21 protein-coding genes are annotated in these 22094 nt (G+C 65.4%); 13 read left to right on the top strand and 8 right to left on the bottom strand.

What is annotated here, in order from left to right:
• Positions 1–4 precede the first annotated feature (4 nt).
• The gene (locus J6500_RS05810) at positions 5–1315 is read right to left on the bottom strand and encodes a phytoene desaturase family protein (RefSeq protein ID WP_225711712.1); all 1311 of its coding nucleotides are present in this window, start codon (positions 1313–1315) and stop codon (positions 5–7) included.
• 233 nt (positions 1316–1548) lie between these two features.
• On the opposite strand from J6500_RS05810, the gene J6500_RS05805 reads away from it, so the two are divergent.
• The 13 genes from J6500_RS05805 to J6500_RS05745 all read left to right on the top strand — a co-directional run bounded on the left by J6500_RS05805 (position 1549) and on the right by J6500_RS05745 (position 14264).
• Positions 1549–2184, top strand: a complete 636-nt coding sequence (locus tag J6500_RS05805; protein ID WP_225711711.1) for a TetR/AcrR family transcriptional regulator — start codon at positions 1549–1551, stop codon at positions 2182–2184.
• 230 nt (positions 2185–2414) lie between these two features.
• Positions 2415–3569: a transporter substrate-binding domain-containing protein gene (locus tag J6500_RS05800; RefSeq protein ID WP_225711710.1), complete on the top strand. Its 1155-nt coding sequence runs from the start codon at positions 2415–2417 to the stop codon at positions 3567–3569.
• Positions 3566–4207, top strand: a complete 642-nt coding sequence (locus J6500_RS05795) for an ANTAR domain-containing response regulator (protein ID WP_225711709.1) — start codon at positions 3566–3568, stop codon at positions 4205–4207. Before J6500_RS05800 ends, J6500_RS05795 begins: the two co-directional genes overlap by 4 nt.
• 127 nt (positions 4208–4334) lie before the next feature.
• Positions 4335–5585: a transporter substrate-binding domain-containing protein gene (locus J6500_RS05790; protein WP_225711708.1), complete on the top strand. Its 1251-nt coding sequence runs from the start codon at positions 4335–4337 to the stop codon at positions 5583–5585.
• A gap of 69 nt (positions 5586–5654) precedes the next feature.
• Positions 5655–6524 (top strand): urea ABC transporter permease subunit UrtB, encoded by an 870-nt coding sequence (gene urtB, locus J6500_RS05785; RefSeq protein WP_225711707.1) that lies wholly within the window; start codon positions 5655–5657, stop codon positions 6522–6524.
• A 12-nt stretch (positions 6525–6536) separates the two neighbouring features.
• Positions 6537–7673: an urea ABC transporter permease subunit UrtC gene (urtC, locus tag J6500_RS05780; RefSeq protein ID WP_225711706.1), complete on the top strand. Its 1137-nt coding sequence runs from the start codon at positions 6537–6539 to the stop codon at positions 7671–7673.
• The gene (gene urtD, locus J6500_RS05775) at positions 7670–8422 is read left to right on the top strand and encodes an urea ABC transporter ATP-binding protein UrtD (RefSeq protein WP_225711705.1); all 753 of its coding nucleotides are present in this window, start codon (positions 7670–7672) and stop codon (positions 8420–8422) included. Before urtC ends, urtD begins: the two co-directional genes overlap by 4 nt.
• Positions 8415–9107, top strand: a complete 693-nt coding sequence (gene urtE / locus J6500_RS05770; RefSeq protein ID WP_225711704.1) for an urea ABC transporter ATP-binding subunit UrtE — start codon at positions 8415–8417, stop codon at positions 9105–9107. The genes urtD and urtE overlap by 8 nt, the downstream gene beginning before the upstream one ends.
• Positions 9108–9144: 37 nt before the next feature.
• The gene (locus tag J6500_RS05765; RefSeq protein WP_225711703.1) at positions 9145–10182 is read left to right on the top strand and encodes an aliphatic amidase; all 1038 of its coding nucleotides are present in this window, start codon (positions 9145–9147) and stop codon (positions 10180–10182) included.
• An 88-nt stretch (positions 10183–10270) separates the two neighbouring features.
• Entirely contained in the window at positions 10271–11290 is a 1020-nt protein-coding gene (locus J6500_RS05760; RefSeq protein WP_225711702.1) for an alpha/beta fold hydrolase, read from the top strand.
• Between the two features lie 34 nt (positions 11291–11324).
• Positions 11325–12152 carry a CbbQ/NirQ/NorQ/GpvN family protein gene (locus J6500_RS05755; RefSeq protein WP_376707756.1) on the top strand — a complete coding sequence of 276 codons (828 nt, stop codon included), beginning with the start codon at positions 11325–11327 and terminating at the stop codon, positions 12150–12152.
• An 8-nt stretch (positions 12153–12160) separates the two neighbouring features.
• Positions 12161–13762 (top strand): hypothetical protein, encoded by a 1602-nt coding sequence (locus J6500_RS05750; RefSeq protein WP_225711701.1) that lies wholly within the window; start codon positions 12161–12163, stop codon positions 13760–13762.
• The gene (locus J6500_RS05745) at positions 13755–14264 is read left to right on the top strand and encodes a VWA domain-containing protein (protein WP_225711700.1); all 510 of its coding nucleotides are present in this window, start codon (positions 13755–13757) and stop codon (positions 14262–14264) included. The genes J6500_RS05750 and J6500_RS05745 overlap by 8 nt, the downstream gene beginning before the upstream one ends.
• Positions 14265–14280: 16 nt before the next feature.
• Here J6500_RS05745 and J6500_RS05740 read toward each other — a convergent pair whose 3' ends face one another.
• The 7 genes from J6500_RS05740 to J6500_RS05710 are packed head-to-tail and all read right to left on the bottom strand — an operon-like array spanning position 14281 to position 22076.
• Entirely contained in the window at positions 14281–14808 is a 528-nt protein-coding gene (locus J6500_RS05740; protein WP_225711699.1) for a MarR family winged helix-turn-helix transcriptional regulator, read from the bottom strand.
• A gap of 19 nt (positions 14809–14827) precedes the next feature.
• The gene (locus tag J6500_RS05735) at positions 14828–15556 is read right to left on the bottom strand and encodes an SDR family NAD(P)-dependent oxidoreductase (RefSeq protein WP_225711698.1); all 729 of its coding nucleotides are present in this window, start codon (positions 15554–15556) and stop codon (positions 14828–14830) included.
• Between the two features lie 12 nt (positions 15557–15568).
• A complete protein-coding gene (locus J6500_RS05730; protein WP_225711697.1) occupies positions 15569–16081 on the bottom strand; it encodes an aromatic-ring-hydroxylating dioxygenase subunit beta in 513 nt (170 codons plus the stop codon).
• Position 16082: 1 nt separating this feature from the next.
• On the bottom strand, positions 16083–17396 hold the full coding sequence (locus J6500_RS05725; protein WP_225711696.1) for an aromatic ring-hydroxylating dioxygenase subunit alpha: 1314 nt from the start codon (positions 17394–17396) through the stop codon (positions 16083–16085).
• Between the two features lie 11 nt (positions 17397–17407).
• Positions 17408–18370, bottom strand: a complete 963-nt coding sequence (locus J6500_RS05720; RefSeq protein ID WP_225711695.1) for a PDR/VanB family oxidoreductase — start codon at positions 18368–18370, stop codon at positions 17408–17410.
• A gap of 2 nt (positions 18371–18372) precedes the next feature.
• On the bottom strand, positions 18373–19917 hold the full coding sequence (locus J6500_RS05715) for an indolepyruvate oxidoreductase subunit beta family protein (protein WP_225711694.1): 1545 nt from the start codon (positions 19915–19917) through the stop codon (positions 18373–18375).
• A complete protein-coding gene (locus J6500_RS05710; protein ID WP_225711693.1) occupies positions 19914–22076 on the bottom strand; it encodes a thiamine pyrophosphate-dependent enzyme in 2163 nt (720 codons plus the stop codon). The genes J6500_RS05715 and J6500_RS05710 overlap by 4 nt, the downstream gene beginning before the upstream one ends.
• Positions 22077–22094: the final 18 nt, after the last annotated feature.

Genomic DNA, 22094 nt, shown 5'->3' with positions numbered 1-22094 from the left:
GCTCTCACACCCTGCCGATTTGCTGGCGCGGGCGTGCCGCCAATATTGCGTCGGTGACGAGCTTGGCGGTTTCGGCGCAGGCCTGCGTGCCGCCATTGCCATATTGCTTCACGGCATCGCCGACGCACCACAGTCCCTCGACACCGGTCTCGCGCGGCAGATCGTAGCCGGCGCAGCTCCGCTGGGCCGGCCACTCGTCGCGCATCACGCGGATCGAGAGGATTTTCGCCTGATCGAAATTGGCAAACTGCTCGCGCAGATCGGCGAGCGCCAGCGCCACCTCGGCATCCGAGTCGAAGTCGCCGAGCGCCGGCACCGGAACGGCATAGGCGACATAGAGATGCCAGCCGGGAAGGGCGAGCTCGGGGCAGGTCGCCGTCAGGTTCGCCATGTTGCACAGACGCCGCGTCTTGCCGAAGGTGACGATGCCGGGATGGCCGAGCAGCGGCTCCTGGCTCGCAATATTGATCACGATGTTGGCCGCCGGCCGCAGCGTGTGCCTGACCTTCTCGACATAATCGGCCGGGAACGCAGCCTCTCCGCCGAGCGCGACGGTGGCCTTCGGTCCGGCGTTGCTGATGACGAGATCGGTGTCGATGCGGAGCACTTGGCCGTCCCGTCGCACGGTGACGCCCGCAACGCGGCCGTCGGTGATGTGGATCTGCGTGGCTGGTGTGCCGAGCCAGATCTCGCCGTTGCGCTGAACGGCGGTCGCCAGCGCATTCCATACGCCGATCGTGCCCTGCGGACAGAAGCCGAAGCGCTTGAAGGCGCCCTTGCTGGTGAAATAGGTCAGGAACGCGCGGGCCGGCAGCTCGGCGGCGTTGCAGGCGAAGATCGCCGCGCAGAGATTGCGGAACAGGGCGTGCACCGTCGCGTTGCTGGTGTAGCCCTTCAGCCAGTCTTCGGTGGATTGCCGGCCGTCCGGCAGATTGCCCGAGCGTGCGTCGGCGAATTTCTCCAGGATGCGGGAGGCCTGCTTGGTCAATTGGCCGAGCAGCAGCGACCAGCCGCCGCGGCCGACGTCGACCAGCTTGCCGTCGATCAGGAACGAGCTCGCCGGCTCCGGCGCGCGGATGTCGAGCGGCACGCCGACTGTATGAAAGGTCTCCTCGAAGACGCCGCCGAACTCGATCGCGATGGCGCCGATGTTCACGGTGAAGCCGTCGATCTGTTCGCTCGAGGCGCGGCCGCCGAGCCGATCCCTGTCATCCACCACGAGCGTGCGCAGCCCGCCATGCGCAAGCCGCGCCGCCGCGCACAGGCCGCCTGCGCCGGCACCGATGACGACAGCATCAACCCGTTGATCAGCCACCAGAAACCCTCCCATGAGCCGCCGGTTGAGCCGGTGCGTTGTTGCGAACTCGACCGGGATGATATTATAATCCGACTGTCCGTTCAAATTATTTTTGAACGGGAGCAGGCCGGTCGATGTCGCAGCGCCGGACGCACAAACGCCTTCGCCATGCGCGCATTCGCGGTGGCGCTGGTATAGAGAATTCCTTAGGCGCGGCGGATTCGGCGGCCGCCGGGACTGAGAGACTTTGAATGGCGCGGACGCGTTCGGAGAATTACGACGACATTCAGCGCGGCATCCTGCGCGCCGCGTGCGACCTGTTCGCCAGGCAGGGATACATGCGGGCCTCGATCGGCGAACTGGCTGACGCCTGCAAGCTATCGCGCGGCGCGCTCTATCACTACTTCGATTCCAAGGAAGCCATCCTGTTCGCGATCCTCGATGCCCATGTGCGGCAGATGATCGCCGACGTGGAGACCGCGATCGCCGGAAGGCCGGCGATGCTGGACCAATTCCGCAGCGCGATCCGCGCCATCGTCGAGCTCAACGCCCGTTCGCCGCAGGAGCAGCGCCTCATCCTCAACGACCTGTCGTTCCTCGGCGAGGCCGATCAGCAGACCATCAAGTCGCTCGAGCGCCAGATCGTCGAGATCATCTCCGATCTTCTGGTGCGGCTCGACGCGCAGGGCAAGATCGTCAAGCGGACCAAGAAGGTCTACACCATGATGCTGTTCGGCATCCTGAACTTCAGCCACACCTGGTACGACCCGAAGGGCGGCATCGGGCCGGCTGACTTCGCAGACATGATCGTCGATCAGTTCCTGTACGGGCTGATCGCGCCTGGTCCTGCGAAGGAGCATGCGGGCGCGCAACGGCAGCGCGCCTGATGCGCGAATTGGTCAGGGCGTCTACCAGAGATAGGCGTCGCGCCATGCATCACGCCGGTTGATTGCGTCCGGACGACACTTCGCTTGCCTCCGTTTTCGTCACCAGCGCACAATGTTCGGTCCTTGTCTGGCGGCGGAGGCCGTGCAATTCTCCGCGGCCGGCAATCCTGTTCGAGAGCAACAAGAACAACAACCACTCTCGTCCCTCCAGCTCCGTCGAGGGCTTGATCATGTCGAACCTTACGCAAGCGACCTCCGCGCCATGGCGGATCGGGGTGCTGTTCTCGCGGACCGGCTTCATGTCTGTCATCGAGGAGACCCAGTTCCAGGGAACGCAGCTCGCGATCGAGGAGGTGAACGAGGCCGGCGGGGTCTGCGGCCGCGAACTGGTTCCGGTCGCCTATGATCCAGGTTCGGACTCATCGGCCTACGGGCATTACGCCAAGCGGCTGATGATCGAGGACCAGGTCAGCACCATCTTCGGCTGCTACACCTCGTCGAGCCGCAAGGCCGTGCTGCCGGTGGTCGAACGGCTCAACGGCCTGCTCTGGTATCCGACGCTCTATGAGGGCTTCGAGGCGTCGCCGAACGTCATCTATACCGGCGCATCGCCGAACCAGAACAGCCTCGCGCTGTGCCGCTATCTGATGGACAATTTCGGCAAGCGGTTCTACTTCGTCGGCTCGGATTACATCTACCCGCGCGAATCCAACCGCGTGATGCGCGAACTGCTCAAGGCCAATGGCGGCTCGGTGGTCGGCGAGCGCTACGTCAACGTCTATGCGCGCTGGCAGGATTTCCTGCCGATCATCCAAGACATCAAGCGGGTTAGGCCAGACGTGATCTTCTCCACCGTCGTCGGGGAGGGGACCGTGTTTCTCTATCAGGCCTATGCCAATGTCGGGCTCGATCCGAAGCAGACGCCGATCGCCAGCCTGACGACAACGGAAGCCGAAATCGCGGCGATGGGCTTCGACGTCGGCGAGGGGCACATCACCGCTGCGTCCTACTTCCAGGGCATCGAGGGCACCGCCAACCAGGCCTTTGTGCAGCGCTTCAAGAAGCGGTTCGGCGCCGACGTCTCGACCAACATGTGCGCCGAGGCGTCGTATTTCCAGCTGCGGCTGTTCGCCAAGGCGCTCGAGCAGGTCAACACGCTCGACACCGAAGTGCTGCGCTCGATGGTGTTCGGCTCGAGCTTCGAGGCACCGCAGGGCGCCGTCACCGTCAATCCGATGTCGGGCCATACCGACTTGTGGACCCGCATCGGGCGTGCCAACAATCACGGACAGTTCGACGTCGTGCGCCAGTCGAAGGAGCCGGTGCACGCCGATCCGTTCCTGATCGGGTATGGTCGCGCAACGCAAACGGGAAGCGTCCAATGAACGAAATGTCGCGCAAGGCGTCGGCCAGCCGGGAGCCGGGCGGACGAAAGACCATGGTGCAGGAGCTTGCCGATCTCTCCGCCGTGGTGGTCGCCCCGGTCGACGATCAGATCGGCATGCTGCTGCGCGAATTGCAGCGCTTTCGGATGCGCGTCCGCCAGGTGTGGCCGATGCCGGAGAGCGTGCCGGCCGATGCCGACGTGGTGTACTGCGAATATTCGCCCGATCTGGCGCGGCGCCTGCCGTGGATTCCCGGCGATGCGCGCTCCGCGCTGGTCGTGATCCTGCCGGCGAGCGAAGCCATTCATGCCGACGCGCTGTGTCATGCGACGCCGAATGCGATCCTGCCGCGGCCGTTCACGCCGAACGCGGTGCTGTCCAGCCTCGTGCTGGCGCGCAGCCAGTACGGCTATGAGCGGCGGCTGCGCAGCAAGATCGAGAAGCTCGACGACAATCTTCGCTCGATGCGCACGGTGGAACGCGCCAAGGCGATCCTGATGGCGACGCGGCAGATGCCGGAAACCGAAGCCTACGGCTTCATCCGGCGGCAGGCGATGGATCGCCGCGTGTCGGCGAGCGCGGTCGCCGCGGCAATTGTTGACTCGTTCGAACTGCTTGGCTACGATCATCAACAGTAAGCCCCAATAGCGGGGCCGGCGGCGACAGCGCCGCCCTCGACACAACCGGCAACAAAGCCCTCCCAATGCTCGCGTCAGCGCGCATCGGGAGGGCTTTTTGTTTTTTCAGTCCTGAAGGGAGCTAGGGATGAGCATTTCGAGGCGGAGGTTACTGCGAAATACGGCGGCGTTCGGCGCGTTGGCCGGCGCCGGGTTTCCGCACATCTGGATCAAGAATGCCGATCTCGCTTACGCCGCCGGCGGCGAGATTAAGGTTGGTGTGCTGTTCTCGCTGACCGGAACGACGGCGATCATCGAAGAATCGCTCAACAAGGCGACGCTGCTGGCGATCGAGGAGATCAACGCGGCCGGCGGCATCAAAGGCAGCAAGATCGTGCCCATCGTCGAGGACCCCGCGTCGGATCCGGCGACATTTTCGGAGAAGGCGCGCAAGCTCGTCGTCGGCGACAAATGCGTCAGCGTGTTCGGCTCCTACACCTCGGCGAGCCGCAAGGCGGTGCTGCCGGTGTTCGAGCGGCAGAACAATCTCTATTGGTATCCGACGCTCTACGAGGGCCGCGAGTGCTCGAAGAACGTGATCTACACCGGCGCGGTGCCGAACCAGCAGCAGGACGAATTCGTGCCCTGGCTGATCAAGAAGTTCGGCAAGAAGTTCTACTTGATCGGCTCCAACTACATCTATCCGAAGGAAGAGAACAATTACTGCAAGAAGCTGCTGGAGAAATACGGCGGCGAGGTCGTCGCGGAAGAATATGTGCCGCTCGGCCACTCGGAATTCTCTTCCGTCATCAACAAGATCCGCTCGACCCAGCCGAACGTGATCTTCTCCACCGTGGTCGGCGATTCCGTGGTCGCGCTGCATCGCCAGTATCGCGCCGCCGGTCTCGATCCCGAGAAGATGCCGATGGCGAGCCTGACCACGTCGGAGAACGAGGTCGCGGCGATGGGCGGCGAGGCGGCCGCCGGCCACTTCACCTCGGCGCCGTATTTCATGGTGCATAAATCGCCGGAGAACCAGAAGTTCGTCGAGGCCTACAAGAAGCGCTGGGGCGCCGACAAGGTGACACACTTCGTGTCGGAGGCCTGCTACTTCCAGACCTATCTGTTCAAGCAGGCGGTCGAGAAGCTCGCGACCAGCGACCTGACGCCGCCGAACATCCGCGACGCTGTGAAGGGACAGGAGACCATCGCGCCGCAAGGCAAGGTTCGCCTTGAGGCGGAAAATCTCCACACCTGGCTGTGGCCGAAGATCGCGCAAGCCAAATCGGACGGCCAGTTCGAAATCCTCGTCGAGGCCAAGGAGTGGCTGAAGCCGGTGCCGTACGCGGCCTATCCCGGGCAGTCCTGCACCGAGAAGGGCCTGGTCGAGAAGAGCTGACGACGGCCGTCGGCGTGCGCGCCGGCGGCCGGCATGTCGCAAAGCGTATCCTGAAGAACGGATTCCGGCGTGGACCAATTCATCGAACAGATCATCACCGGCCTCAGCATCGGCTCGATCCTGCTGCTGGTGGCGCTGGGCCTGTCGATCATCTACGGCTCGATGGGCATCATCAATCTCGCCCATGGCGAGTTCGTGATGCTCGGCGCCTATGCGGCCTGGGTGTTTCACACCTATCTCGGGCTCGGCCTGCTGGCGAGCCTGGTGCCGATCTTCCTCGTGGTCGCGGCGTTCGGCTGGGTGATCGAGCGCTTCGTGCTCAGCCTGCTCAACAACCGGCCGCTGGATACGATCCTTGCGACCTGGGGCGTCGGCATCATGCTGCAGCAGGCGGTGCGGCTGATGGTCGGCAGCGAGCTGCGCTACGTGCAGCTGCCGCCGGCTCTATCCGGCAGCATGGAATTGTTCGGCTTGTCGGTGTCGTCCTATCGGATGTTCCTGTTCATCGTGTCGCTGGCGCTGTTCGCGGCGACCTGGCTCTTGATGAACCGCACCACCGTCGGCATGAAGCTGCGCGCCATCATCCAGGATCGTTCGGTGGCGGCCTCGTTCGGCGTCAACGCCAAGCGGGTCTATGCGCTGACCTTTGCCTATGGTGCCGGGCTCGCGGGGCTTGCCGGCGCGCTGGTGTCGCCGCTCAAGAGCGTGTCGCCCGACATGGGCACCGGCTATGTGGTCGATGCATTCATGGTGGTCGTGCTCGGCGGCGTGCAGAGCCTCGCCGGCACGGTGGCGAGCGCCTTCATCCTCGGCGAGCTCTCCGGCGGCATCGCCTTCCTGCAGAACGACACCGTGGCCAAGGCGATCGTGCTGCTCGCCATCGTCGTGCTCATCCGCTTCCGCCCCGAGGGGCTGTTCACCGCACGCGTGCGGGCCTGAGATCGCTTGTCCATGTCCTTGAATGGTTCCACCTCGAACGGATTGCAGCGCCTGACGGCGCAACTGGCACCGCTGCTGATCGTCTGCGCACTGGTGTTCGCGCTGCCGGTGCTGCTCAACAACGACTTCCTGCTCAACAAGGTCGCGCGCTATCTGGTGCTCGGCATCCTCACCATCTCGCTCGGCCTGTCCTGGGGATTCGGCGGCATCCTCAATCTCGGCCAGGCCATGAGCTTCGGGCTCGGCTCCTACGCGATGGCGATGGCACTGAAGCTCAAGACCATCCCGGTGCATACCGGCGCGAGCGGCCTGCCGGACTTCATGGTCTGGAATAATGTGCAGGCGCTGCCCTGGTTCTGGGTGCCGTTCCGCTCGCTGCCGTTCGCGATCGCCGCGGGCATGATCGTGCCGGCGCTGGTCGCGGCGGCGCTCGGCTGGTTCATGTTCCGCGGCCGCGTCACCGGCGTCTACGTCTCGATCATCACGCTCGCCACCATGGTGGTGATCAATCTCGTGATCATCGATCAGCAGAGCTACACCGGCGGCTTCAACGGCATCACGGATCTCGCCCAGCTCGAGATCTTCGGCGTCGCCTTCGATGCCTATGGCCGCGCCACCTACTATCTCGTCGCCGGATGCATGATGCTGAGCCTATTGGTTGCTTTCGCGTTCACCAAGTCGCGGGCCGGCCTGATCGTGCAGGCGATCCGCGATCACGAAAGCCGGGTGCGCTATTTCGGCTACGACGTCGCGCTGTACCAGATCTTCGTGTTCGCGCTGTCGGCGGCGATCGCGGGGCTTGCCGGCATGCTCTACACCGTGGTGATGGAGTTCGCCTCGCCGACCTTCCTCGGCGTGCAGTTGTCGCTGTCGGTGGTGGTGTGGTGTGCGGTCGGCGGCCGGCAGAGCCTGGTCGGCTCGTTCCTCGGCGCGGTGCTGGTGGCAGGCATGCAGGGCGCGCTGTCGGAATCCGCGGCGTTCCTGGAAACCTGGACGCTGGTGATGGGCGCGCTGTTCGTGCTCGTCGTGCTGTTCCTGCCCAAGGGCCTCGCCGGCCTCGCGCAAGTGGTCTGGCGCTGGATCGTGCAGCGCCGGCAGGCCGCGGGCGGCGTTGCGCAGGGCGTCGGCCAGACGGAGGGCAGCACATGACCGCTCATCTCGACCTCAACGACGTCTCCGTCAGCTTCAACGGCTTCAAGGCGATCAACGGCCTCAACATGCGCGTGCGCAAAGGCGAACTGCGCTGCCTGATCGGGCCGAACGGCGCCGGAAAGACCACGGCGCTCGACATCATCTGCGGCAAGGTCAAGCCGAGCGGCGGCACCGTGACGTTCGCCGGAACGGCGCTGCAAGACCTCGAGGAGTACGAGATCGCCCGCGCCGGCGTCGGCCGCAAGTTCCAGGTGCCGAGTGTGTTCCGCGAGCTTACGGTCGGCGAGAACCTCGAAGTGGCGCGGGCACGCCGCACCAGCGTGGTCGGCAATCTGCGCTGGGACGTCAGGAATGCCGGCGGTGCGCATGTCGAGCGGCTCGCCGAGCTGGTCGGACTCACCGAGCAGCTCGACCGGCCCGCCGCCTATCTCTCGCACGGCCAGACCCAATGGCTCGAAATCGGCATGCTGGTCGCCCAGGATGCCGAGCTGATCCTGATGGACGAGCCCACCGCCGGCATGACGGCGCAGGAAACCCGCAAGACCGCCGAGCTGTTCGCGCGGCTGAAGGGCAGGCACACGCTGATCGTGGTCGAGCACGACATGGGTTTCGTGAAGGCGATCGGCGACGTGATCTCGGTGATGCATATGGGCCAGATGCTCGCCGAAGGTACCGCGGCCGAGGTGGAGGCGCACCCCGAGGTGCGGCGCGCCTATCTCGGATCGGGAGGCATCAGCCATGCTTGAGCTTTCCGATATCGACGCCTTCTACGGCAACAGCCGCGCCCTGCAGGGCATCAACCTGATGGTTGGCAGCGGCGAGTTCATCTCGGTGCTCGGCCGCAACGGCGTCGGCAAGACGACGCTGATGCGCAGCATCCTCGGCCTGATGGACCGGGTCACCGGACGGCTGTCGCTCGACGGCGCCGACATTTCCGCTCTGCGCACCCACCAGCGCGCCAAGGCCGGCATCGCCTATGTGCCGCAGGGACGCGGCATCCTGCCGCGCTTCACGGTGCGGGAGAACCTGACGCTCGGCACCTTCGCCGCGCGCTCGGCCAATGGCATCGAGGACTGGGTGCTCGAGCTGTTTCCGGTGCTCAAGGAATTCCTCAACCGCTATGGCGGCAATCTCTCCGGAGGCCAGCAGCAGCAGCTCGCGATTGCGCGGGCGCTGCTCGCCCAACCCAAGGTCATCCTGCTGGACGAGCCGACCGAAGGCATCCAGCCGAACATCGTCGAGCAGATCGAGGACGTGATCGTGAAACTCAATCGCGAGCACAAGATCACGGTCGTTCTCGTCGAGCAGAATGTCGCCTTTGCCCGCCGCGCGTCGCACCGTTTCGCGCTGCTGGAGAAGGGGCGCGTCGTCGCCAAGGGCGAAATCGGTGAACTCACCGATGATCTGATCCAGCTGCACATGGCGGTGTAGCCGGCACTATCGTCCACTTGAAAGGGAGTCGAGACACATGTTGCATGGAGACATATCGAGCAGCAAGGACACGGTCGGCGTTGCCGTGGTCAATTACAAGATGCCGCGCCTGCACACCAAGGCCGAAGTGCTGGATAACGCCCGCAATATCGCCAAGATGATCGAGGGCATGAAGCTCGGCCTGCCGGGCATGGACCTCGTGATCTTCCCGGAATATTCGACCCACGGCATCATGTACGACTCCAAGGAGATGTACGAGACGGCGTCGTCGGTGCCGGGCGAGGAGACGCGGATCTTCGCCGATGCCTGCCGCAAAGCGAAGGTCTGGGGTGTGTTCTCGCTGACCGGCGAGCGCCACGAGGAGCACCCCAACAAGGCGCCGTACAACACACTGATCCTGATGAACGACAAGGGCGAGATCGTGCAGAAGTATCGCAAGATCATGCCCTGGGTGCCGATCGAGGGCTGGTATCCCGGCGATTGCACATACGTCTCGGATGGGCCGAAGGGGCTGAAGATCAGCTTGATCATCTGCGACGACGGCAACTATCCGGAGATCTGGCGCGACTGCGCGATGCGCGGCGCCGAGCTGATCATCCGCTGCCAGGGCTACATGTATCCGGCCAAGGAACAGCAGATCCAGATCTCGAAGTCGATGGCCTGGGCCAACAACTGCTACGTCGCGGTTGCCAACGCCTCCGGCTTCGACGGCGTCTACTCCTACTTCGGCCACTCGGCGCTGATCGGCTTCGACGGCCGGACGCTCGGCGAATGCGGCACCGAGGAGAACGGCATCCAGTATGCCCAGATGTCGGTGTCGCTGATCCGCGATGCCCGCCGCAACATGCAGTCGCAGAATCATCTCTTCAAGCTGATGCATCGCGGCTATACCGGCCTGATCAACTCCGGCGACGGCGACCGCGGTCATGCGGTCTGCCCCTACACGTTCTACAAGAACTGGATCACGGACCCCGAAGGCACCCGGGAAATGGTCGAAGCCATGACCCGTCCGACCGTCGGCACCGATGAATGTCCGATCGAGGGCATTCCGAACCAGAAGGTCGCGCATCGCTGAGGCCATGCGCCTGCGAACTGCGCCGGCGCGGCACATCGCGCCGGCGCTCTCGCCGGTCGATGACATATGAAATGGGAAGGACGCGGCAATGAGCGTCGACTATCAGATCCACGATCTCGGCAATGTCACGCTGCAACGCGGCGCGACGCTTCGCGACTGCAAGCTCGCCTACAAGACCTTCGGCCAGCTCAATGCGGCCAAGGACAATGTGATCGTCTATCCGACCTGGTATTCCGGCCAGCACTACGACAATGAATGGCTGATCGGCGCAGGGATGGCGCTCGATCCCGCAAAATACTTCATCATCATTCCCAACATGCTTGGCAACGGCCTGTCGTCGTCGCCGAGCAATACGCCGGAGCCGTATAACGGGCCGCGCTTCCCGCAGGTGACGGCCTACGACAACGTCCGGGCCCAGCACCGGCTGGTGTCGGAGAAATTCGGTATCGAGCACATCCGACTGGTGGTCGGATGGTCGATGGGCGCGCTGCAGACCTTCCATTGGGGCGCGCTCTATCCCGACATGATGGACCTGCTGGCGCCGTTCTGCGGCTCGGCGAAATGCTCGCGCCACAACTTCGTGTTCCTCGAAGGCGTCAAGGCCGCACTCACTGCGGATGCCGCCTGGAAGGAGGGCTGGTACACCGAGAAGCCGGCCCGCGGCCTGCGCGCCGCGGCGCGGGTCTATGCCGGCTGGGGCTTTTCGCAGGCCTTCTATCGCGAGCAGCTCGACATCAAGACGATGGGCTATTCGTCGCTGGAGGATTTCCTGGTGGCGTTCTGGGAGGGCTTCTTCCTGCCGAAGGATCCCAACAACCTGCTGGCCATGCTGTGGACCTGGCAGAACGGCGACATCAGCGACAACGAGATCTACAAGCGCGACTTCAAGGCCGCACTCGGCGCCATCAAGGCCAAGACCTATGTGATGCCGGGGCAGACCGACCTTTACTTCCCGCCGGAAGATAGCGAGTTCGAAGTCGCACACATGCCGAACGCCAAACTCGTGCCGGTGCCGTCGATCTGGGGACATTTCGCGGGCGGACCGGGCACCAATCCGGTCGACGTCGCCTTCATCGATGCCAGGCTCAAGGAGCTGCTCGCATCGTGATGACGATTGGTTGCGAACGGCCGGCTGCGCGATCATGGGAGGCGTGAGCTTGTCCAATCCCGCACTCCTGCTCGATCAGTACCGCATCCGCGACGAGCCGTACTACCGGCCGCTCAGGGATGAGGTCGAGCTGTTCAGCGCGGCCTATGCGAGCCGTATGCCGGTGATGCTGAAAGGGCCCACCGGCTGCGGCAAGACCCGCTTCATCGAGTACATGGCCTGGCGGCTCGGCCGTCCGCTGATCACGGTGGCCTGCCACGAAGACATGACGGCCGCAGATCTCGTGGGGCGCTGGCTGCTCGATGCCCAGGGTACCGTGTGGAGCGACGGGCCGTTGACCACGGCGGTGCGGCTCGGTGCGATCTGCTATCTCGACGAGATCGTCGAGGCGCGGCAGGACACCACGGTGGTGATCCATCCGCTGACGGATGATCGCCGCGTGCTGCCGCTGGAAAAGCGCGGCGAATTGATCCACGCCCATTCCGATTTCCAGCTCGTGATCTCGTACAATCCCGGCTATCAAAGCGCGATCAAGGACCTCAAGGAATCTACCAAGCAGCGCTTCGCGGCGCTGGATTTCGGCTATCCCGAGCACGCGGTCGAGATCGAGGTAGTCTCGCGCGAGGCCGGTATCGAGCCTGAAATCGCCGACCTGCTGGTCAAGATCGCCGCGCACAGCCGCAACCTGAAAGGGCAGGGGCTCGACGAGGGGGCGTCGACCCGGATGCTGGTCAATGCCGGCCGGATGATCGGCTATGGCATCAGCCTCGACAAGGCCTGCGAGACCACGATCGTCGTTCCCTTGACCGACGATGCGGACACCAGGAACACGTTGCGCGACGTGATCTCAGCCTGTGCCTGAGGTGGCGGGTGGCGGGCGCGCAAATCAGCTCACTGGAGAATGTCCGTTCGGGCCGCAGGCTCGCGGCGCTGCTGCGCGGCCATGACGATATCGGCGCGGCGGTACAGGCGACGCGCGCGGCGCTGGAGCGCCGCCCCGAGCTGGCCGGCCGTCTTGCGATCTGGGACGTGGTGGTGCGCGGTCTCTTCGAGGCCAATCTCGGCGAGGCCGTGGTCCTCGGCTTTCTCCGGCTGTCCGAGCACTGGCCGGCGCAGCGGTCGGTCCACGATCTCCTCGCAATCGGACGCGGCGTTGCCGATATCGGCCGCGGCGCCGGAAGCCGGATTGCTCACGCGGCGCTGACCGAATTGTCGAAAGTCCTGCCTCGGCTCGGAAATGCCGAAGAGCTATCGGCCGTTCTTGCGGCACTTTGCCAGCTCGCCGACGCCGGGCCGGAATCCGTCGGCCTTGCCATCAACCGGCTGGAGCAGCTGTTGAGCCATGCCGGCGCCGAGGATTTCTCGGCCTGGGTCTCCGCCGGGTTGCGCGCCAGCGGCGGCCGCGCGGCGCGGCGGCGGGCTTACTTCGCGCTGGACGACGCGCTCTCGGCGCGCCTGTTCGCACTCGGCCGGACCGGCGATGATTTTGCACGGCTGGAGAAGCGTCTCGCCGCGACCATGGTCGCGCTGTGGAACAGGAAGCCGCGCTTCCGCAAGCTGGCGATTGCGCCGACGCCGGTGCCGCGACGAACCTCGCTGGCGGCCGGTCTCGTCGGACTGCCGGAGACCTTCGCCGGCTTCGACGGCCAGCGTGCCGATCAGATCTATCTCGCAGCCGTTGCGCATGCCGGCGCGCATCTCGTTCATTCCACCGAGCGCTTCCCCGTCGGCCGGCTGAAGGCATTGCAGATCGCGCTGGTGTCGCTGATCGAGGATGCCAGGGTCGAGGCATTGGCGCTGCGCGAGATGCCCGGCCTGCGGCGGCTCTGGCTGCCGTTCCACACGGCGGCGCCCTCCGGCCAGGCCACTGCGGCGGGATTGATGGTCCGGCTGGCGCGGGCGCTGATCGATCCCGACTATCAGGATCCGGATGCGTGGGTGGCCAAGGGGCGGGCGCTGTTTGCCGCCACATCCGATCGCTGGACCGAGCCTGCCATCAGCCGCGAGATCGGCGGGCTGCTCGGCAACGACATCGGTCAGATGCGGCTGCAGTTCAACGCCAGGAGCTATATCGTCGAGCCTGCGTATCGCGACGACAATCTCGCTCTGTGGGATTTCGGCGACCAGCCCGATGCCCCGGCCGAGACGATCGAGCTTGCCGTCGATTCCGTGCGGATCGAGCGGCGCGAGGACGCGAGCGGGCAGTCCACCGACGATGCCGCCAGACCCGATGAGACGCTGCGCGCGCGCGCCAGCGCGGTGGCGCTGCCGGACGGACTTCCGGTCGCAACCTATCCGGAATGGGATTATGCCGCGGGCACCGAGCGGATGGATTGGACGACCGTTCTTGAAGCGGATGCCGCGCCGTCGGGAAAGCCGTTCGATTTGCCGATCGACAGCGACGCGATGCGCCGGACTCGACCTCTCGCAATCGACCGCCGATCGCGACCGTGCCGGCCGCACCGTGCTTGATGTCGAGCGCAAGGCGGCCGCAATCATGGCGGCGGCGGTGGAGACCGCCAACGACGCGATCGCGGTGCACGGCTTCAACTCGGATGGCCGCGAACGCGTGCGTTACCTTCGCATCAAGAGCTTTGACGAGCCGATGGATGCGGTGGTGCGCGCCCGCTTCGCTGGCATCGGCAGCAGCCATTCGACGCGGCTCGGCACCGCCCTGCGCCACGCCGGCAGCTACCTCGCCGAGCGCCGCGCGTTCCGCAAGGTGCTGGTCGTTCTCACGGACGGGGAGCCGTCGGATATCGATGCGCCGGACCCGCAATATCTCACCGAGGACGCGCGGCGCGCGGTGCAGCAGTTGCGCCGGCGCGGCATCGACATCTTCGCATTCGGGATCGGCGGCGGACGATTTGCCCAGCTCGACCGCATCTTCGGCGAGCGCCGCGCGTTTCGCGTGCCGCGGATCGAGGTGCTGCCGCAGCGGGTGATGCAGCTCTACACCGAGCTGAAGAAATAACCTGAAACGGCTATCGTCAGGTGTACTTGTCGAGGCGGCGCTTGAGCAAGGTGAGATGTTGCAGCAGATCCGACTGCGCAACAGGCGACAGCTCCCCGATCAGCGCGATCACCCATTCCTCGTGACGGCGCGCCATCCGGCCGAATTCCTTGGCGCCGTCCTGCGACAACCGCAGGCGGAAGGTACGGCGGTCCTCGGAGGAAACTTCGCGATGGATCAATCCATCGGCTTCCAGCTTCTGCACCAGCGCGGTGATGGCGCCATTGGAGACCATCAGCAGGTCGGAAACCTCGGACATGCTGGCGCCTTCGGGCTTGCGCGCAAGCTGCGCCAGCAGATCGAAGCGAGCCAGCGTGGTGTTGAATTCCTTGCGCAGGCGAGCGTTCAGCGCCTTCTCGATCCTTGTCGCGCAGGAGAGCAGGCGCAACCAGATGCGCAGCTCGAGATGCGCGCCATCGGACTCCTGCACCGGCTCCACCGCGAGCAGCGGCGGCGGGCGTGCGCTCTTCGGGGATCGGGCCTTTCGCTTGACCGTGGCGTCCATGGCGGGCGTGCTCACCGAGCTAGATGGAAATCGACCCGATGCTGGCTCCGCCGCAGACATAAAGCGTTTGTCCGGTGATGAAGTCGGCATCCGGTGAACTGAAGAAACTGACGGCGCGCGCCACGTCGCTGGATTTGCCGAGACGGCCGAGCGGTATCGCGCGCGCCAGCGCCTTGGCGCGGTCGGAGTCCGGCGACATCACGCTCTCGAACATCTCGGTATCCACGATCGGACCCGGCGCCACCACATTGACGGTGATTCCGAACGGGGCGAGTTCCAGCGCCCAGGTCCGCGCCATGCCGATGATGCCAGCCTTGGTGGCCGAATAGACCGTGCGGGTGACGGCGCCAAGCGCAGCGCGGGACGAAAGCAGCACGATGCGGCCGAAGCGCGCCTGTTTCATCGACGGCAGCGCCGCCTGCGCCAGCGCAATCGCGGCGCCGAAGTGCAGCTGCGCAAGGGCGCCGACGTCCTCGTCCTTGACCTCTTCAAGCTGCGCCGCACGGATCGCGCCCGCATTGTGCACGACATGGGTGATCGCGACCTTTGCCGCGATCTCGGCGGTCACCTGTCGCGTCGCCGCAACATCCAGCAGATCGACCTCGTAGGCCGTCAGCTTCGGGTCGCTCCAGTCCGGCTTGCGCCGCGACAGCGAGATCACCTCATATCCGTCGGCGAGCAGGCCGCGCGCGATCGCCGCACCGATGCCGGTATTGCCGCCGCTGACGATTGCCGTGTAGTTGGCCACGCTGATCGTCCCCTACATGAAGAGCTGGATGTTGCCGAACGCGGCATCGCAATTGACCAGGTCGACGCGCTTCAGCTTGATCTTCAGCCTGCCGTTCTCGACACTCAGATGATGCGTCGCCCAGGCCGCATAGAGCGTCTGCTCGTCCATCCGGGTCTCGATATAGTGCAGCGGCGTCCAGGTGACGTAGCTGTTGGCGGCGGCGTCGCGCGAATCCACCTGCGGCGTTTGCAGCACGTGGTGGCAGCGGCTCTTCGGCTTCTGGCTGAAGGTCCGCGCGCCCTTGAGCCGCTCGACCCGGATCGAGAGCAGCAGCTTGTCCTCGTACATCAAGGAGCAGGTCAGCCGCGGGTCGGTCTGGTTCCATTCCAGCGGCATCCAGTAGAAGGCGTCGTCGGCATACATGTCGAGCCATTCGTCGAAGCGCTGCTGATCGATCAGCCGCGCCTCGCGGATGACGAAATCGATCAGGTCCTGATCGGTGGGGACGGCATTCTGCAGCGGGGCTTCGCTGACGTCAGTCATCTCACATCCCCATCGTCATGAACTTGGTCCAGGCCCGGAATTGATGGCGCATCGGCCATTCGCTGGTGCCGTTGACCGCGACATTGGTCTGCCCGGCTTCATCGGGACTGTAGAGGCGTTGCAGGTTGACCCACTCATTGCCGTTCGCATGCAGGCCTTCCTGGGCGCGCTCGTACATTTCGAGATCGTCGTGGCCGACGATCGAGGTCGGCGCGTTGATCAGGCGGTTGTACATCAGCGTGCGCTCGAGCAGGAGGTCGGGCGCGTCGACGAGCTGGAACGTCCAGGACTCCACCAGCGTCTTGTCGGCCGCGATCGGCTTGAACTGCCGCAGCAGCTGGATCGGGCCCTTAATCATGATGTTGGGGAAGTAGACTGTGTTGTGCCTGCTCTCGCCGAGGATCGCCTTGGCGCGCTCTTCGCCATAGGCCGCAGTCATCTTCTCGAAATAGCCGGGCACCGCCGAATAGTCGGAGTGGATCGAGTGGTGCACGCCGGTGTGGCCATGGCCGTTGTCCCAGATCCGGATGCCCATATTCTCGAAGAACTCGTACGGGCTCATGAAGGGCGCGATGATCTCGACCGCCATCGGCTTTTTGGTGCCGGGCGGAGCCTTCTTCCAGACCTCGACCACGGTTCCGGCGGAGGATTCGTGCGCCACCATCGGGTGGCAGGTGTCGGTCTGGTTCTCGACCAGCATCTTCCAATTGCAATTGTGCATGTAGCGCAGCACGCCGCCGGCAACCTTGAGCTGGCCGACCGGCGAGCGGTCGATCATGTTGTCGAAGCTCGACAGGCTGTCGCCGAAGAACTCCTCGAAATCGAGCCCGCCGTCGTTGATCTTAGCGAACACGAAGCCGCGATAGTTGTGCACGTGGCGCACCGGCGTCATGCCGCGCGCGGCCTGGCTCTGCTCGAAGCCGGTGTTCTCGTAGCCCTTCTTGAGCGGGATCGCGAGCAGCGAGCCGTCGGTCTTGAAGCTCCAGGCGTGATAGGGGCAGCGGAAGAATTTTCCGGTGTTGCCGCAGGTCTCGGAGGTGATGCGCGTGCCCTTGTGCGGGCAGCGGTTGAACAGCACCCGCACGGTGCCGTCGGTGTGGCGGACCATGAGCACCGGCTGGGTGCCGATCGTGGTGCCGTAATAATCGCCGGGGTTGGGCACCTGGCTGTCGTGACCGACATAGACCCAGCTGTTCGGGAACATCTGCTCCATTTCGAGCTGGAACACTTCCTCGCTGACATAGATGTCGCGGTGGACTTCGTGGTCGCGGACCAGCGCGCGGATCGCCGCCGAGTTGCCGGCATATCGGGACATGCGTTCCTCCATCACAGGTCGAGCACGAGCCGCGCTGTCTTCGCGCGCGACACACAGATCTGCATCACCTTGTTCGACGCCCTCTCGCTGTCGCTCAGGATGTAATCGCGATGATCCGGGATGCCCTCGATCACGGCGGTCTGGCAGATGCCGCAATCGCCGCGCTTGCAGTCATGCATCGGGTCCTCGCCGGCCTCGATCAGCACGTCCAGGATGGTCTTGCCGGGCGGAATCTCGTAGACGCGGCCGCTGCTCTTCAGCTCGACCTCGAAACTGCTGTCGCCGGACTTTTCTTCGGGCGCGGTAAAGATCTCGAAATGCAGCCGGCCCTGCGGCCAGTCCAGCCGCTTGGCCAGCGCGATTGCCGCCTCGATCATCGGCAGCGGGCCGCAGAGATAGAGCGGCACGCCGGGCGCGAGCCGCGTCATCACGCCCTCGAGATCGAAGAAGCGGCCGGCTTCGTCATCGGCGTGAATGGTCGCATTGCCGCCGGCCAGGCGCTCCACCTCACTGACGAAAGCGAGCTCGGCGCGGCTGCGACCGGCATAGTGGAACGAGAACGGCCGCTTCGCGGTACTGAGCTCGCAGGCCATCGTCAGCAGCGGCGTGATGCCGATGCCGCCGGCAACCAGCGCGACCTCGCCTGCGCCGGCATGAAGCGGAAAGTTGTTCGCCGGGGGTGAGATCTCGAGGCGATCGCCGACCTTGAGATTGTGCATACACGCCGAGCCGCCCTGGCCCTTGCTCTCCTGCAGCACGGCAATGCGATAGGAGGTCGGATGCTCGGTGGCGCGCGGCGAAGTGGTCTCGATCAGCGAGTAGGAGCGGCGGCCGACATCGAGCAGATGGACGTCGATATGGGCGCCGGCGGCCCAGCCCGGCATCGGCGCGCCGTTGGCGCGGGCAAGCACGAACTCCCGCACACGGGACGTGAGCGCCTCGGCCTTCGACACCACGACTTCGAAGCGATCCATCGTCAGGTGTCCTCGAACAGCGTCTCGATTGTGCGCAGCGCGCCGTCGAGCTCGGCACCATCGGCGTCCTTGAGCGCAAGCCTGGTCAGCCGCTGCACCCATTCGGCGGCGTCAGGGCGGCCGGCGAGGCGGTCGGCCGCGCGCATCACCTTGTCGAACTTGGATTCGCCGCGGGAATGCGTATCCGAATAGCCGCCGACCAGACGGCGTGCCTCGCAAACGGCGGTCGCGAGCGCGAGGTCATGTGCGGCGAATGTCCGGACGCGCTGCGCCCAATCCTCGAGGTGGCGCATCTCGCGGGCATGCCGCAGCGTGCCGCGGCGGAAGCGGCGCAGGCCCGCGACGCCATAGAGCAGCAGGAACGCCAGCGGTCCGGTGGTGCGCAGCTTGCGCCCGCGATCAATGAGCCGGGCGAGGCGCGCGTTGCGTTCGAGCTTCTCGCCGAGCCGCGGCGGCAGCAGTCCCGCCATCTCCTCGATCCGCGGATGGAAGAACTCGGTGATCGCGAGCACCTGGTCGTCGCCGGCCCGCACCTCGCGGCGCACCCGATCGAAGCGCCCGGGGCGGGTCTTGAGATCGGCGACGCGGATGACGTCGTCGTAGGCCATCGCGATGGCGAGATATTTGGCAAACGCCTGCATCAGGCCGAGCGCGTCACGCGGCATGGCCTCCAGCCGATTGAGATAGTCCTGGCCATAGGCGACGTCCTGGAAATCGACCACGCGCTGCAGGCCAGCCGCGACGATGCCGTGCAATTCAGCCGGCAGGTGCAGCGCCCGCGCGACCAGCGCGTCGTAGCCGGCATCGCCGATCGGCTCGAGTTTTGGATAGTGTTTAGCGAGTGGCGGCTTTGCCGCCGGCTTGATCTTCGGATCCTGTTTGAGCTCAGCGGCGGCGCGCTCGCGGCCGGCGGCGAAGGCGCGCAGGCTGGCATCGACGCCGACGCCGGCGGCGCGGATCGTGGCTTCGAAATCCTCGGTCGTGAAGGGCAGGGCAGCAGCGCCCGCCAGCGCGCCGAACAGCACCGCGGAGACCGCGCTGCCGGTGCTATCTGCAATCTCGGCCATGTCGAACGCGATGAAGCGGTTGGCGGCGACGTTGGCGGCCTCGTAGACCTGTGATGCGTCGGCGGTGCCGTCGCCGGGCGCGGTCTTCTCGATCACCGCGAGCGAGCGGTGCGAGGAGCCGATCAGCAGCGTGCGGTCGGGCGAGACCAATCCGCGCAACATGGCGCGGCCGGCTTCCATCAATTCGGCGCCGATCACGATATCGACCTTGCCCGGTGCCGGCATCAGCGACAGCACGGGATGACGGTGCGGCCGGCTCGGGTCGGGCGCGATCATTTCGATATAGTAGATCGTGGCGCCGGTGCGCTGGGCGACGCCGGGCACCGACGTCGATTGCGCGTACCAGCCGCGCCGCTCGGCCAGCGCGACGATCCAGTCGACCAGCACGCCGCCGCCCTGGCCGCCCATCGCCAGCACCGCGATGCTGATCGGACGGGCCTGGCTGAGGCCGACGGAGATGGGTGCGACCGAGACGTTCATGCCGTCTCCTGGGTGAACATGATGCGCCGTCCGGCCCGCCGGCGCTGCAAGGCGCCGATCATCCGCCGCCAGAGGCGGTCGAACCACACTTCAGCCGCGGTCGGATTGGAAACGATGTCGGCGCGATAGAACGACGGGCACAGCACGGCGGCATCGGCGACCTCGCCGCAATGGCCGCAGCCGACGCAGGAATTGTCGACGGCGGCGACCGGATTGTCCTTGAGCGGATCGCTGGTCGGCTTCACCGACAGCGACGGGCAGCCCGAGAGGCGGATGCAGGCGTGGTCGCCGGAACAGACGTCCTCGTCGACGCCGAAGCGTTCGCGCACGACGCGTTCGCCGCGCTTGGCGGCGGCCGCCGCCAGCGGCTTGACGCGGCGCTGCTTGTTCAGCATGCATTCGGAGGAGGCGACGATGATCTTCGGGCCCTTCTGCTCCGTGGTCAGCGCTTCGCGCAGCGTGTCGCGCATCCGCGTCACGTCGTAGGTGCGGTCGATCTGGCGCACCCATGTGGCGCCGACGCCCTTCACCGCCTCGACGATCGGATGCTTGGTCGAGCGCGAGCGGTTGTCGGCGCGCGAGGAGGGGATGTCCTGGCCGCCGGTCGCGGCGGAATAGTAATTGTCGACTACGACGATGACGCCGTCGTGCTGGTTGAACACCGCATTGCCGATGCCGCTGGTCAGCCCGTTGTGCCAGAAGCCGCCGTCGCCCATCATCGAGATCGAGCGCTTGCCGGCAGGGATGTTGAAGGCGGAGGCCGACGCGGGCCCGAGCCCGTAGCCCATCGTGGTGGCGCCGATGTTGAACGGCGGCAGGATCGAGAACAGATGGCAGCCGATGTCGGCGGCGACATGGTGCGGGCCGAGCTCCTTCTCCACGAGCTTCATCGCGGAGAAGATCGGCCGCTCCGGACAGCCGGTGCAGAAGCCCGGCGGACGCGGCGGCACCACCTCGGCGAGCGCGCGGATCTTGCCGTCGACCTCGACGCGGTCGATGTTCGGCGCGCGTGCCGCGTCCGGCAGCACGTCGGCGCGCCAGCGGCGGATGAAGGCGCCGATCGCCTGGCTCATCACCTGCGCGGTGTACTCGCCAGCCATCGGGAACAGGTCCTTGCCATGCAGCTTCGCCGGAATGTCGGCGTTGCGTAGGATCTTGTGCAGCGCCTGCTCGATGAATTCCGGCTGACCCTCCTCGACCATCAGCACCGCCTTCTTGCCGCGGCAGAACTCGATCACCTCGGCATCGACGATCGGGTAGGTCACGTTCATCACGTAAAGCGGAATGCGCGTCTCGCCCCAGATGTCGGCGAGCCCCGCCTCGCGCAGCGCCGTGATGACGCCGTTATACATGCCCCCCTGCATGATGATTCCGATATCGTCGATGTCGCCAGCGAACGTCTCGTTCATGCCGCGGGCGTGGATGAACTCGACCGCGGCCGGCCAGCGCTTCTCGATCTTCTCCTTCTCGTGGAGGTACGACGCCGGCGGCAGCACGATCCGGTTGGTGTCGCGCGACGGCTGCTCCAGCGCGCGGGACAGCGGGAATGACGGGCGGACATTGTCGCGGGTGGCGAAGCGGCCGTGGACATGGCAGGCGCGAATCCGCACCTCGAGCATCACGGGCGTGTTCGACGCCTCCGACAGCTCGAAGGAGTCGTGCACGGCCTTGACGATCGAGGCGACGTCCGGCCGCGGATCGACCAGCCAGAGCTGCGATTTCATCGCAAAGGCGTGCGAGCGCTCCTGCATGATCGAGGAGCCTTCGCCGTAATCCTCGCCGATGATGATCAGCGCGCCGCCGGTGACGCCGCCCGAGGTGAGGTTGGCGAGCGCGTCGGAGGCGACATTGATGCCGACCGGCGCCTTGAACGTGACCGCGCCGCGGACCGGATACATCACCGACGCCGCCAGCGTCGCCGCCGCGGTTGCCTCGCTGGCGCTGTTTTCGAAATGCACGCCGAGATCGGACAGGATGTCCTGGGCATCCGCGAGCACGTCCATCAGATGCGAGATCGGTGCGCCCTGGTAGCCGGCGACATAACTGACGCCGCATTCGAGCAGGGCCTTGGTGATGGCGAGGATGCCTTCGCCGCGGAATTCGTCGCCGGCGCCGAGCTTGAGGTCTTCGACCTCGCGCGCGAAAGAGCGTTCTGCCATGCTCGTCTCCTCGGCCTT

Origin of the sequence: Bradyrhizobium semiaridum (genome assembly GCF_020329505.1) — a bacterium.
Lineage (GTDB): Bacteria > Pseudomonadota > Alphaproteobacteria > Rhizobiales > Xanthobacteraceae > Bradyrhizobium > Bradyrhizobium semiaridum.
Note: the sequence above shows the minus strand (reverse complement) of the source record. Positions and strands in the feature narration are given on the sequence as shown.